Source organism: Nocardiopsis oceani, assembly GCF_054777395.1.
Map to the genome: position 1 here is coordinate 81,400 of NZ_BAAHAR010000038.1, position 12,969 is coordinate 94,368.

Annotated in this window: 13 protein-coding genes; 10 read left to right on the forward strand and 3 right to left on the reverse strand. The window is 69.7% G+C overall.

From position 1 onward, the window contains the following. The first annotated feature begins 4 nt into the window (after positions 1-4). Both dnaJ and ACYVDG_RS22470 read left to right on the forward strand, forming a co-directional pair. On the forward strand, positions 5-1,150 hold the full coding sequence (gene dnaJ, locus ACYVDG_RS22465) for a molecular chaperone DnaJ (protein WP_460757147.1): 1,146 nt from the start codon (positions 5-7) through the stop codon (positions 1,148-1,150). Further along, positions 1,147-1,887: a 16S rRNA (uracil(1498)-N(3))-methyltransferase gene (locus ACYVDG_RS22470; protein ID WP_460757152.1), complete on the forward strand. Its 741-nt coding sequence runs from the start codon at positions 1,147-1,149 to the stop codon at positions 1,885-1,887. Before dnaJ ends, ACYVDG_RS22470 begins: the two co-directional genes overlap by 4 nt. A gap of 115 nt (positions 1,888-2,002) precedes the next feature. Here ACYVDG_RS22470 and ACYVDG_RS22475 read toward each other — a convergent pair whose 3' ends face one another. Continuing rightward, positions 2,003-2,749: a hypothetical protein gene (locus ACYVDG_RS22475; RefSeq protein ID WP_460757156.1), complete on the reverse strand. Its 747-nt coding sequence runs from the start codon at positions 2,747-2,749 to the stop codon at positions 2,003-2,005. Then, positions 2,746-3,276 (reverse strand): SigE family RNA polymerase sigma factor, encoded by a 531-nt coding sequence (locus tag ACYVDG_RS22480; RefSeq protein ID WP_460757207.1) that lies wholly within the window; start codon positions 3,274-3,276, stop codon positions 2,746-2,748. Before ACYVDG_RS22480 ends, ACYVDG_RS22475 begins: the two co-directional genes overlap by 4 nt. A gap of 370 nt (positions 3,277-3,646) precedes the next feature. Here ACYVDG_RS22480 and ACYVDG_RS22485 point away from each other — a divergent pair, with 370 nt between their 5' ends. The 6 genes from ACYVDG_RS22485 (at position 3,647) to era (ending at position 8,726) form a co-directional block, all read left to right on the forward strand. Then, positions 3,647-3,997, forward strand: coding sequence for a histidine triad nucleotide-binding protein (locus tag ACYVDG_RS22485; protein WP_460757160.1), 351 nt, complete (start codon positions 3,647-3,649; stop codon positions 3,995-3,997). 279 nt (positions 3,998-4,276) lie between these two features. Continuing rightward, entirely contained in the window at positions 4,277-5,380 is a 1,104-nt protein-coding gene (locus ACYVDG_RS22490; protein ID WP_460757164.1) for a PhoH family protein, read from the forward strand. Positions 5,381-5,524: 144 nt separating this feature from the next. After that, on the forward strand, positions 5,525-6,019 hold the full coding sequence (gene ybeY, locus ACYVDG_RS22495) for an rRNA maturation RNase YbeY (RefSeq protein WP_460757169.1): 495 nt from the start codon (positions 5,525-5,527) through the stop codon (positions 6,017-6,019). After that, a complete protein-coding gene (locus ACYVDG_RS22500; RefSeq protein WP_460757172.1) occupies positions 6,019-7,407 on the forward strand; it encodes a hemolysin family protein in 1,389 nt (462 codons plus the stop codon). The genes ybeY and ACYVDG_RS22500 overlap by 1 nt, the downstream gene beginning before the upstream one ends. Then, entirely contained in the window at positions 7,404-7,748 is a 345-nt protein-coding gene (locus tag ACYVDG_RS22505) for a cytidine deaminase (protein ID WP_460757176.1), read from the forward strand. The genes ACYVDG_RS22500 and ACYVDG_RS22505 overlap by 4 nt, the downstream gene beginning before the upstream one ends. A 9-nt stretch (positions 7,749-7,757) precedes the next feature. Further along, a complete protein-coding gene (gene era, locus ACYVDG_RS22510; protein WP_460757179.1) occupies positions 7,758-8,726 on the forward strand; it encodes a GTPase Era in 969 nt (322 codons plus the stop codon). Between the two features lie 100 nt (positions 8,727-8,826). Here era and ACYVDG_RS22515 read toward each other — a convergent pair whose 3' ends face one another. Next, positions 8,827-9,561: an IclR family transcriptional regulator gene (locus ACYVDG_RS22515; protein ID WP_460757211.1), complete on the reverse strand. Its 735-nt coding sequence runs from the start codon at positions 9,559-9,561 to the stop codon at positions 8,827-8,829. A 295-nt stretch (positions 9,562-9,856) separates the two neighbouring features. Here ACYVDG_RS22515 and ACYVDG_RS22520 point away from each other — a divergent pair, with 295 nt between their 5' ends. Then, complete coding sequence (locus tag ACYVDG_RS22520) at positions 9,857-11,137, forward strand: DUF6986 family protein (protein ID WP_460757183.1); 1,281 nt, start codon at positions 9,857-9,859, stop codon at positions 11,135-11,137. A 1-nt stretch (position 11,138) separates the two neighbouring features. Further along, positions 11,139-12,488: an allantoinase AllB gene (allB, locus tag ACYVDG_RS22525; protein ID WP_460757188.1), complete on the forward strand. Its 1,350-nt coding sequence runs from the start codon at positions 11,139-11,141 to the stop codon at positions 12,486-12,488. Positions 12,489-12,969: the final 481 nt, after the last annotated feature.

Genomic DNA, 12,969 nt, shown 5'->3' on the forward strand with positions numbered 1-12,969 from the left:
CTCAGTGGCCAGAGACTATTACCAGGTTCTCGGGGTGCGTCGCGACGCGTCCAAGGACGAGATCAAGAAGGCGTACCGGCGGCTCGCGCGCGAGCTGCATCCGGACATCAACCCGGACCCCGCCACCCAGGATCGCTTCAAGGAAGTGACCCAGGCTTACGAGGTCCTCTCCGACGAGAACAAGCGTCGGATGTTCGATATGGGCCACGACCCCTTCGCCCCCGGCGGAGGCGGTGGCGGCGCCGGCGGGTTCGGCGGCGCGGGCGGGTTCGCCTTCGACGACATCATGAACGCCTTCTTCGGCGGGGGCCAGCCCGGCGGCCGCGGGCCGCGGGAGCGGGTTCGGCGCGGACGCAGCATCAAGATCCGCATCGAGCTCGACCTCGTCGAGACCGCGTTCGGTGTGAGCAAGGAGATCACCTTCCCCACGGCTGTCCTGTGCGACACCTGTCAGGGCGAGGGCACGGCGGCCGGTTCGCACCGCAGCACCTGTGACATGTGCCACGGCCAGGGAGAGGTATCCCAGGTCACGCGCTCCTTCCTCGGCCAGGTCATGACCTCGCGCCCCTGCCCGCAGTGCTCGGGGCAGGGTTCGGTCATCACCAATCCCTGCGGCGACTGCGCGGGCGAGGGCCGGGTGCGGGAGAAGGTGACCCGTACCGTCAAGATCCCCGCCGGTGTCGACGACGGCACCCGCATCCAGCTCGCGGGCGAGGGCGAGGTCGGCCCCAACGGCGGGCCGCGCGGCGACATCATCCTCGAGGTCGTGCAGAAGGCCCACCCGACGTTCGAGCGCCGCGGTGACGACCTGCACTGCACCATCACCGTCCCGATGACGGCGGCGGCCCTGGGCGCCTCCTTCGCCTTCGACACTCTCGACGGCACCGAGAACATCGACCTGCGTCCGGGTACCAACTCGGGCCACGTCATCAACCTGCCGGGCAAGGGCGTCACCCACCTGGACGGCGGCGGCCGCGGCGACCTGCGCATCCGCGTCGACGTGGAGACCCCGGGCAAGCTGGACGAGGAGCAGGAGGCCCTGCTGCGCAAGTTCGCGGAGCTGCGCGGGGAGGACCAGAACCCGGGCCGTTTCAGTCCCGGGCACGGCGGGTTCTTCTCCAAGATCCGTGACGCCTTCGGCGCCAAGTGACCCCACCGGTCTTCCTGGTCGAGACCGCCGTCCTGGCGGGTGACCCGATCAGACTCGACGGGCCGGAGGGGCGGCATGCCGCCGCGGTCCGTCGAGTCCGTGCTGGCGAGACCGTCGACCTCTGCGACGGTCTCGGCCAGCGTGTGCGCTGCGAGGTAGCCGAGGTCGTCGGCAAGGACACCCTGGTCTGCCATGTGGTGGAGCGCTGGGTGGAACCGGAGCCGAACCCCCGGATCACCGTCGTTCAGGCTCTGCCCAAGCGGGACCGGGGGGAACTCGCGGTGGAGATGATGACCGAGGCGGGGGTCGACGTCGTCGTCCCCTGGTCCGCCGAGCGCTGCGTCACCCAGTGGCGCGGCGACCGCGGGGCCAAGGCGCTGCTCAAGTGGCGGTCCGGTACTCGGGAAGCAGCCAAGCAGGCCCGCCGTGCGCGGATGCCCGAAGTCACCGAGCCGCTCGACCGCAAGGGTGTGGCGGCACTGCTCGCCGAGGCGGACCTGGCCGTGGTGCTCCACGAGCAGGGGGCCCAGCGGCTGTCAGAGGTGCCCCTGCCCTCGGCCGACGGCGCGGACATCGTCCTGGTGGTGGGCCCCGAGGGCGGCGTCTCCGAGGCCGAGTTGGCGGCCTTCGACGATGCCGGGGCGGTCAGGGGCCTGCTGGGACCGTCGGTCCTGCGCACCTCCACCGCCGGGGTGGCCGCTCTGTCGGTGCTCCAGTCCAGAACCGGGCGCTGGTAGGAACCGGGCACCCGGTGGAGCCGTCTGTAGAGCCGTCCGGGCTGACAGGACGGAACGTGGAGAGGGGCCCGCGCGATCTCCGCGCGGGCCCCTCTCCACGTTCGCCGGGTCCGGATCACTCGGTGCTGGCGCCGTTCTCATCGCCGCCGTTGCCGCCCGAACCGCCGCCGTTGCCGTTACCGGGGTCGTCATTGCCGTTACCGGGGTCGTCACCGTTACCGGGGTCGTCTCCGTTGCCGCCGTTTCCGTCGCCGGGGTCGTCGCCGTCGGTGGGCTCGTCGGTCGGTTCCTCCGCGGGGTCGCAGTCCGCGGCCTCGGTGTCGGTGGACTCCCGCTCGTCCTCGTCGTTCTCGTCCGGTCCGCGGGTCCCCGTGGGCGTGACGTCGTCCTCGGGCGGGCACGAGCCGGCGGACTCGACACCCTCGTCCTCCGAGGCGTCGTCCTCGTCGTAGGTGGGTGAGCTCTCCGGGTCCGGCTCGGCGTGCTCTTCCTCCGGCACGGAGGTGCCGCTGGCCGAGTCCGTGGTGGGGGTGGGGGCCGCCACGTCGCTGTCCGTGTCCTGATCTGCCTGCGGAGGTGCTCCCTCACGGTCAGCGCCGGCCGGGACGATGTCCATCACCTGGTCGCGTACCTGCGGGCTCGACATGATCACTGAGGCGGCGATCAGGACCGCTGCCGCCACGGCTGTCGCGGGACGTAGCCACGACAGTCCGAACCAGGCCGAGCCTCGATGGCGCTCGGTGCGTTCCCGGATGAGGTTGAGCCCCTCAGCGGAAGGCGTAACATCGTCGGCCTCCGCCTTGAGTACCTGGCGGAGCTGGCTCTCGAACTCGAGATCGTTTCGGTCGTTGGGGCTGCTCATGACTTGTGCTCCAGTACAGAGCGGAGGGCGGTGATGCCACGCGATGTGTGGCTCTTGACTGCGCCTCGGCTAATGCCCATGGCGTCCGCGATCTGTGCTTCGGACAGGTCGCCGTAGTACCGGAGCACGATGGCCTCTCGCTGACGGGTGGGTAGCTTACGCAGGGCCCCGATGACGGCCTCGCGTTCCAGAAGGTTCATGGCGCCGTGTTCGGCGCTGGGCGCGTCGGGCAGGGCCTTCGGCGCGTGCTTCTCCACGACCGCCCGGTGGCGCAGCACCGACCTGGCCTTGTTCACTACCGCCTGCCGGAGGTAGGACAGTGCCTTGTTCGGATCCCTGAGTCGGCGCCAGGCTCCGTGCATGGCCACGAAGGCGTCCTGGACGACTTCCTCCGCGGTCGCGTGGTCCCGGACGAGCAGGGCGGCAAGACGAACGAGCGGACGGTAGTGCTCCCGATAGAGCTCCGTCACGGCGTGGTCAGCGTCCCACTCGACCGAGAGTGGCGCCGTGGTGGCCCCGGCCACCAAGGTTTCTGTCGTCACATCAGTTCGACGCACACCCTTGTCGCGGGGTTTACGAAAGGGCATACCTCTTCTTTTCCAGGTAGACGTGCCTTTCAATCCGAACACGCCGGATCTGGCCAATCAGCGGACGCCGCCGATGGTCTGACGCGCACGGATGAAAAGCCTATCGTGCCTGGGCTCCCTGACGGTGGGGAACCCTGATCGGATCCGTTGCGGAAAGGTTGAGGGTTCATCTCTTCTGTCTCTTCCCTCTCTGCGGACACCCGCGGCACCACGGTCCCCGTCTCCCTCCGCGGCCACCTGCGGCATCATGGTCCCCGACATGCCCAGAGCGGTTCCGCTGGGCCGCGAGACGGAAGACGGAAGGTGAGCGATGGTCGATCCCGACTGCCTTTTCTGCAAGATCGTCAAGGGGGAGGTGCCCGCGGAGATCGTCCGCGAGGGGGAGCGCACGGTCGCCTTCCGCGACATCAACCCCCAGGCGCCCACGCACGTCCTGGTCATCCCGCGCGACCACCACCCCGACGCCGCGTCGGCGGCCGCCGACGACAGCGGGCTCATGGACACCGTGGTCAGGGAAGCCCACGAAGTGGCCAAGTCCGAGGGCCTGGCGGACTCCGGGTACCGGTTGGTCTTCAACACCGGCGCCAGCGCCGGACAGACCGTCTTCCACCTCCACGCGCACGTGCTCGGCGGGCGCGGGCTGAACTGGCCCCCCGGCTAACCACCGTTTCCGGGCTCGGGGTCGGCCCCGCGTCACGGTCGGCCCCGCATGACGGCCGGTCCGGGGACCGCGGTTGCTCGTTCAGCCCGGCGAATAAGGAATCGAGTTCGCCGGGCCCGCGTTGGTAGACTCGTGGACGGGCCCCACCGGCAACTTCGGGTGTCCCACGCACCCGTGGAGACCCGCCGGGTACGGTGTGCGGCCCGTCCGCGAGAAGCCCCGCGCACCGGAGCCGGGGCCGCGACCGAAAGGTAGGGACAGCGGCCGCAAGGCCACATCATGGCCGAGTCAACTCACACGCACGCGGGCCCGGACAGCCAGGTCAAGGTCGTGGTGCCGGACGACCACACGATGATCAGCCTGCTGGGCTCGGGGGACGAGCTCCTCAGGGCGTTGGAGCGGTCCTTCAAGAGCGACATCCACGTCCGAGGCAACGAGTTCACCATCAGCGGCACACCTGAGGAGACGGCCGTCGTCGTCCGCCTCGTGGAAGAGCTGATCGAGCTCGCCAAGAGCGGAACCCACGTCACCCCGGACACCATCGAACGCATGGTCCACATGCTCAGCGCTCCCGAGGGCGAACGCCCCGCCGACGTGCTGACCACCAACATCCTGTCCAACCGGGGCAAGACGATCCGCCCCAAGACGGTGAACCAGAAGCGCTACGTCGACATCATCGACCGGCGCACCGTGGTCTTCGGCATCGGCCCTGCTGGAACCGGCAAGACTTACCTGGCCATGGCCAAGGCGGTCAAGGCACTGCAGGACAAGGAAGTCAACCGGATCATCCTCACCCGCCCCGCGGTCGAGGCCGGTGAGCGGCTGGGTTTCCTGCCCGGCAGCCTCTACGACAAGATCGACCCCTATCTGCGCCCCCTCTACGACGCCCTGCACGACATGCTCGACCCGGACTCCATCCCCAAGCTGATGGCAGCCGGGACCATCGAGGTGGCACCTCTGGCGTATATGCGGGGCCGTACGATCAATGACTCCTTCATCATCCTGGACGAGGCGCAGAACACCTCGCCCGAACAGATGAAGATGTTCCTCACCAGGCTCGGGTTCGGGTCGAAGATCGTGGTCACCGGCGACGTCACCCAGGTGGACCTTCCCGGCGGGACGACCAGCGGACTCCGCACGATCGAGAGCATCCTGGGTGATATCGACGACATCGCCTTCTGCCGACTGACCAGTGACGACGTGGTCCGGCACAAGCTGGTGGGGCAGATCGTCGACGCCTACGGCCGCTACGACGCCGCTCAGGGCGATCGGAGCAACGGAGACGGCGTGCGCGCGCGGCCCCGGAAGGGACGTCGCCGCGGCGACGACACCCCGAAGGACGGCGGTGGCGGCGCCGACGGCCCCGAACAGCGGGCAGACTGAGAAGTAGTACGTAGTGACACCGACAGCGGTGGGTCCGCCTCGTGCGGGCCCACCGCTGTCGGTACGGCCACCCGGCCCCGTTCGGGTGCCCGGCGCCGGCGGCACCGCCGACCACCACCGATCCAAGTGAGGCATCCGCAACCGATGAGTATCGACGTCGCCAACGAGTCCGGCGTCTCCACCGTGGACGAAGAGCGGCTCTCCCGACTGGCCCGGCACGTGCTCGACGCCATGCGCGTGCACCCGTTGGCCGAGCTGTCCGTCGTGTTGGTGGACGAAGGACCCATGACCGACCTCCACGTGCGCTGGATGGACGAGCCCGGGCCCACTGACGTGCTGTCGTTCCCCATGGACGAGCTGCGCCCGGGAGGTCCCGGCCGCACGAGCGACCCGGGTGTGCTCGGCGACGTGATCATCTGCCCGCAGGTGGCCGAACGCCAGGGCGAGAAGGCCGGTCACGGGACCGAAGCCGAGATCGACCTGCTGTGCACGCACGGCATCCTGCACCTGCTCGGCTACGACCACGCCGAGCCCGACGAGCACAAGGAGATGTTCGGTCTCCAGGGTGAGATCCTCGCCGCTTGGCGCGAGCGGGACGCCCCCGGTGCGAACACGGCCGAAGGGGACGAGAGCGCCTGATGAGCGCGTCGCTCTGGCCCGACCTCGCCCCGCTGACCACGGGGGAGCCCGTCGAATGGGCAGTATCTTTCCTGGTCGCTCTCGGTCTCACCGCGGTGGCCGGGTTCCTGGTGGCTGCCGAGGTCGCCGTCACCCGTGTGCTGTCGTTGGGGATGGAAGCCACCAACGGGAAGCGGGCCGCCAAGGCCAGTGCGGCTTGGGACCGGGTCGCCGCCAATCCCACGCCCCACCTGAACATGCTGCTGTTCCTCCGTGTGGTGTGCGAGGTCTGCGCGGTCCTGGCCGCGGCCGTCGGCATGGTCTTCCTGCTCGGGCTGGGCTGGCCCGCGCTGCTGCTGACCGCGGCGGCGATGATCGTGGTGGAGTGCGTCCTGATCGCCGTCACGCCGCGGATCCTCGGCCGCCAGTTCGCCGGTCCGATCGCCCGGGCCAGCTCCAGGACGGTGTACCCGGTCCAGGTGGTGCTGGGCCCCGCCGCGCGACTGCTCGTCGGCGCGGGGAGGGCGCTCACCCCGCGAGGGAAGGGCGACCGGGAAGGGCCGTTCAGCACCGAGGTGGAGCTGCGCCAGCTCGTGGACCTGGCCGAGCAGGGGGACGTGATCGACCCCGAGGAACGCGAGATGATCCACTCGGTGTTCAAGCTCGACGACACTTCCGTGCGCGAGGTGATGGTGCCCCGGCCCGACATCGTCTTCACCAGCCGTGACGCGGACGCCGACGAGGTGTTCACGATCGCTATGGGTAGCGGGTACTCGCGTATCCCGGTGACCGGCGAGGGCGAGGACGACGTGGTCGGCATCGTCTACCTCAAGGATTTGGTGGAGCGGCTGCGCGACCGCTGGGCGGCGACCGCTGGGGGAGCTGAGAACGTACCGCTGACCGCGGGCGGCGTGATGCGCCGGGCCACCTATGTGCCGGACACCAAGCCGATCGACGAGCTACTGCGCGAGATGCAGAAGCAGCGCAACCACGTGGCGGTGGCGATCGACGAGTACGGCGGCACCGCGGGCCTGGTCACGCTGGAGGACATCGTGGAGGAGATCGTCGGTGAGATCACCGACGAGTACGATCACGAGATCGCGCCGGTGGACTGGCTGGACTCAGAGCGGGTGCGGGTGACCGCGAGGCTGCCGCTGAACGAGCTCGCCGAGCTCTTCCCGGACCGCGACCTCGAGGTGTCCGACGTGGAGACCGTGGGCGGTCTGGTGGCGTACGTCCTGGGGCGGGTCCCCGCCGGGGGTGCCCAGGCGGAATACGCTGGACTCAGGCTCACCCTGGAGGGCAAGAGCAGCCGCCGCAACCGGATGACGACGGTGCTGGTGGAGCGACTGCCCGCCGAACCGGAGGACCAGGGTTCGGACAAGCACGTAAGGAGCACGGACCAGTGACGGACACGACGGGGCTCGGCCCCGAGGACGGCAAGCTCATCACGCTCGCGCGGGCCTCCCGGGCCCGGAACGCGACCGCTGAGGGGGCCGCGGTGCGCGACGAGACCGGGCGCACGTACGTCGCCACCACGGTGTCGCTGCCCTCGCTCCGCCTCACCGCGCTCCAGGCCGCCGTGGCCGCGGCGGTCTCCAGCGAGGCCGCGGCTTTGGAAGCGGCGGTGGTCGTCACCGAGGCCAAGGAGCTGACCGAGGACGACCGCGCGGTGGCGGACGACCTGAAGACCCAGGTGGTGGTGATCGCCGCCCCTGACGGGGTGCCCGCGAGCATCACCCGGCGCTAAGAAGGATCCATGAACGACCTCGACCTCGAGAAGCTCCGCGTCCCGCTGCAGATGCCCTCCTACCCGGAGGGCTTCCGGAGCGGTTTCGCGTGCTTCGTGGGCCGCCCGAACGTGGGCAAGTCCACCCTGATGAACGCGTTGGTCGGGCAGAAGGTGGCGATCACCAGCAACCGGCCCCAGACCACGCGGCGGACGGTGCGCGGGATCGTGCACCGCCCGGAGGCGCAGCTGATCATCGTGGACACGCCCGGTCTGCACAAGCCGCGCACCCTGCTGGGCGAGCGGCTGGACTCGCTGGTCCGGTCCACGTTGGTCGAGGTGGACGTGATCGCGTTCTGTCTGCCCGCCAACGAGCCGATCGGACGCGGTGACACCTACATCGCCCAAGAGCTCGCCGAGCAGACGAGCACGCCCGTGGTCGCCCTGGTGACCAAGACCGACCTGGTGGACAAGGGGGCCGTCGGCGAGCACCTGATGGCCGTGAACGAGCTGGGCGACTGGGCCGACATCGTGCCGGTGTCCGCGCGCGGCGAGTACCAGCTGGACACGGTCGGCGAGGTGCTCAGCTCCCACCTGCCCGAGGGGCCGCCGCTCTACCCGGACGGCGACCTCACCGACGAGCCCGACGAGATGCTCGTGGCCGAGCTGGTGCGCGAGGCCGCCTTGGAGGGTGTCCGGGACGAGCTCCCGCACTCCATCGCCGTGGTGGTGGACGAGATGTACGAACGCGAGAACACCAAGCCCGGCAAGGAGCTGGTGGACATCTACGCCTCGCTGTACGTGGAGCGCCCCAGCCAGAAGGCGATCGTGATCGGTTCCAAGGGTTCGCGCCTGCGCGACGTGGGTTCGCGGGCCCGCAAGCAGATCGAGGGCCTGCTGGGTCAGCGGGTCTTCCTGGACCTGCGGGTGCGGGTGGCCAACAACTGGCAGCGCGACCCCAAGCAGCTGCGCAAGCTCGGCTTCGACCAGCAGACCTGATGATCAGGTCTGAGACGGGGAGGCCGGACAGGCAGACCCGACGGGCGTAACGAACGAGGGGCCGTGATCGCCACGGCCCCTCGTTCGCCTTCTGGCGCCCTCAGCTCTGGTTGTTGAGGTCGGTGGCGAGGACGTTGGCGCACTTTTGGACGATAGGCGCGGCCCGGTCCACGAAGTCCCAGCTTACTCGGGCCTCCGGGCCGGAGACCGATACGGCCATGCCCGAGGGGGCGCCCTTGACCGGGACGGCGACGCAGCGCACCCCGATCTCCTGTTCGCCGTCGTCGATGGCGTAGCCGGTCTCGCGGATGCGCCGGAGCTCCGCGAGGAAGGTCTCGGGTTCGGTGATGGTGCGCTCCGTGGCGGCGGGCATACCGGTGCGGCCCACGGCCGCGAGCGCCTCCTCGTCGTTGAGCTGGGACAGCAGCGCCTTACCCACCCCGGCGGAGTGCGGCAGGACGCGGCGGCCGACCTCGGTGAACATGCGCATGGCGTGCGGGGAGGGGACCTGCGCGACGTAGATGACCTTGTCACCGTCGAGCATCGCGAGATTGGCGGTCTCGCCCAGGTCTTCCACGAGCTGGGCCAGATGGGGGCGTGCCCAGGTACCCAGCATCTGCGCGGCCTTGTCCCCGAGCCCGATCAGCCGCGGTCCGAGGGCGTAGCGTCTGGAGGGCAGCTGGCGTACGTACCCGTTGCCGACCAAGGTGCGGATGATGCGGTGGATGGTGGGTAGGGGCAGCCCGGAGGAATCGGCGAGTTGGCTCAGGGAAGCCTCGCCGCCAGCCTCGGCCATGATCTCCAGCAGAGAGAAGGCGCGGTCGAGGGACTGCACGCCACCGGAGCGCCGGGCCGCCTCCTCTGGAGGGCTGAGCGGGTCCGTGCGGGGGGTCTGTGAGGCAGGCAAAGGTCGTGCTCCCATGATGAGGGCCGCTAGGTCACGCACTCATTCTGCAATACGAAAGCCGCTTTTCGCTCTCAGTCGTCAAACGAGTGTTATCGATCTGGATCGCTCAACCCCGGGCACCCTTGTTCTTCCGAATAGCAGAAGTTAGTATCCGCATATAGAAATTAGTGCCGGGGTTGTCCGTTGCGGGACCCGGCACCGACGACGGAGGAGGACACCACACGTGGCGAGGGACAGCCTGCACGGCCTGACCGATCTGGTCACCCAACTCGACGCCCGGCTCGCAGAGGCCGACGCACGCCTGGACCGGGAGTACCCCGGGGGGAGCGGGGGCCGACAGCCGGTCCACAGCGTCTACGTGCCCGCGAACCGGATCCACGCCGGCTTCGCGGCGGCCTGGGGCGGGCAGGCCCTTGAGGCACTCGACGAGTACGCGCCCAAAGCTGCGGAGCTCGCCGAGGCCACAGGGCTGAGCGAAGCCGCAGTCGCCGACGCGCTTCCCTTGGTCCGGGCCAAGCTCGCCCGCGAGCCCATCGAGGACCTGCGCGCCGACCTCGAGGACGGCTACGGCGCGCCCGGGGACGACGCCGAGGACACCGACGTGGTCGCCACCGCGAAAGCGTTCGTCTCGGACCTGGAGCAGGGGACGGCCACGCCCTACTTCGGCATCCGGATGAAGGGCATGGAAGCGGCCGGGCGCCACCGCGGCGTCCGCAGCCTCGCCCTCTTCCTCGAGACCCTCTTGGAAGGCCACGGCTCCCTGCCCGACAACCTCGTACTCACCCTGCCCAAGATCACCTCGGTCGAGCAGGTCGAGGCCATGGTCTGGGTCAGCGAGAAGTTGGAGGAGCGCTTCGGCCTGCCCGCTGGCCGACTCCGGTTCGAGCTCCAGATCGAGACACCCCAGTCCATCCTGCTCACCGACGGCACCGTCGCGGTGTCCCGGATGATCCAGGCCGGCCAGGGCCGGGTCACCGCCCTGCACTACGGCACCTACGACTACAGCGCCGCCTGCGGGATCACCGCGGCCCACCAGAGCCTGGCCCACCCGGTCGCCGACCACGCCAAGTCGGTCATGCAGGTGGCCGCGGCCGGTACGGGCGTGTGGCTCTCCGACGGCGGGAGCAACATCCTGCCGACCGGAACCCCCGAGGACGTGCGGTCCGCATGGCGGCTGCACGCCGACCTGATCCGCCGCTCCCTCGAGCGCGGCTTCTACCAGGGCTGGGACCTGCACCCCAACCAGCTTCCCATCCGCTACCTGGCCACCTATGCCTTCTACCGTGAGGCCTTCGCCCCCGCCGCCGGTCGACTGAAGGCCTACCTCGGTGAGACCTCGGGCAACGTCATGGACGAGCCCGCCACCGCCCAGGCCCTGGCCTCTGTCCTGGCCAGCGGCCTGCGCTGCGGTGCGCTGGAGGAGTCCGAGGTGGTCGAAGCCGCCGGGGCCGACGCCGATACCATCGTCGATCTGGCCACCCGCCGTGTCGGACAGGAGCAGTGAGTTGACCGAACACGCACTCGTCGTCCGGGCCCGCCGTGCGCTCACCCCCGAGGGAGAGCGCCCTGTCAGCGTGGTCGTGGACGACGGACGGATCACCGATGTCGTCGAGGGGTTCGACGCCCCGATCGCCGCCCGGAGTGAACTGCGCCTGGCCGAGGACGAGGTCCTGCTCCCCGGACTGGTCGACAGCCACGTGCACGTCAACGAGCCCGGCCGGACCGAGTGGGAGGGATTCGCCAGCGCCACCCGCGCCGCCGCACTGGGCGGGGTCACCACCCTGGTGGACATGCCCCTCAACAGCGTGCCGCCCACCACCACCCTCGACGGCCTCAAGGCCAAGCGTGCGGTGGCCGAGGGCAAGCTCGCCGTCGACGTCGGCTTCTGGGGCGGCGCCGTCCCGGAGAACACCGGCCCCAGCACCACGGGAACCCTGGCGGACCTGTGGGCGGAAGGGGTATTCGGTTTCAAGGCCTTCCTCTCACCGTCCGGTGTGGACGAGTTCGGACACCTGTCCCCGGACGAACTGCACACCGCGGCGACTGCCATCCACGCCTTCGGTGGAACCCTCATCGTGCACGCCGAAGACCCCGGCGTGCTCGATTCGGCGCCGGAGGCCTCCGGCCGCGACTACGCGGACTTCCTCGCCTCGCGTCCCGATGCCGCCGAGCACGCGGCCATCTCCCTGGTGATCGACACCGCCCGCCGCACCGGCGTGCGCGCGCACATCCTCCACCTGTCCAGCGCCTCGGCCCTGCCGCTCATCGCGCAGGCCAAGGAGGACGGTGTGCCCCTCACGGTGGAGAGCTGCCCGCACTACCTCACCCTGGCCGCAGAGGAGATTCCCGAGGGGGAGACCAGCTACAAGTGCTGCCCTCCCATCCGGGACCGCGCCAACCGCGACCTGCTGTGGCGGGCACTGGGCGACGGCCTGATCGACTGCGTCGTCAGCGACCACTCGCCCAGCACCCCCGACCTCAAGGACCTCGACACCGGTGACTTCGGCACCGCCTGGGGCGGGGTGGCCGGTCTCCAGGTGGGGCTGTCGGCCATGTGGACTGAGGCCCGGGAGCGCGGGGTGCCGCTCGCGGAGGTCGTGCGCTGGATGTCGGCCGCGCCCGCCCGAGTGGCGGGTGTGCGCGGTAAGGGGTCCATCGCCCCGGGCATGGCCGCGGACCTTGCCGTCTTCGCCCCGGAGGAGAGCGTTCGTGTGGAGGCTGTGTCCTTGGCGCACCGCAACCCGGTGAGCGCCTACGACGGCGCTGAGTTGTTCGGGCGGGTGCGCAGCACCATCCTGCGGGGCACCGAGGTCGGGCCGGACAGCACCGAAGGCCGGATGATCACCCGGGACTGACCGAGACTGGTCGGGACTGGTCGGAACTGGCCGGGGCTGGTCGGAACTGGGCGAATGAAACGTGGCCAGGTCCGGGGCCGACTAACGGGGGCGGGTGCCTCTACTGATGACGACCCTGTGGCGGTCGCCCCGCCGGCGGTGTCGACGGTAGGGCGACCGCCTCCCGTGACCCTTGGGCCCCGTAGCACTTGGGAGCCTGTCACGTGGTTGCCTCGGCGGTTCCCCCGCTGGTGGGGGTGCTGTTGGTATGGGGATCCGCGTGGGTGTGGGTTTCCCTGCGGGTGCGGGTGGTTCTCCCTCTTTTCCTGCCGCTTGATGGTGGCCGTCTCCGCTGCGCGCGTCAAGGTCGTCGCTATCGAGCGCTTCGCGCGTCATTGGCGCTCCACCTTGACCCGCTTCGCTGCGACGGCGGGTTGGCGGCTATCAGGAAACGTTGTGTCCTGAACGTGAACCAGAGGAGGAAGTAGGAACTCTCTAGGCA

Coding starts and splice junctions, on each gene's coding strand:
- ybeY (WP_460757169.1), top strand. CDS start 5,525: ATGAGTATCGACGTCGCCAACGAGTCCGGCGTCTCCACCGTGGACGAA.
- ACYVDG_RS22490 (WP_460757164.1), top strand. CDS start 4,277: ATGGCCGAGTCAACTCACACGCACGCGGGCCCGGACAGCCAGGTCAAG.
- ACYVDG_RS22485 (WP_460757160.1), top strand. CDS start 3,647: ATGGTCGATCCCGACTGCCTTTTCTGCAAGATCGTCAAGGGGGAGGTG.
- era (WP_460757179.1), top strand. CDS start 7,758: ATGAACGACCTCGACCTCGAGAAGCTCCGCGTCCCGCTGCAGATGCCC.
- ACYVDG_RS22500 (WP_460757172.1), top strand. CDS start 6,019: ATGAGCGCGTCGCTCTGGCCCGACCTCGCCCCGCTGACCACGGGGGAG.
- ACYVDG_RS22475 (WP_460757156.1), bottom strand. CDS start 2,749: ATGAGCAGCCCCAACGACCGAAACGATCTCGAGTTCGAGAGCCAGCTC.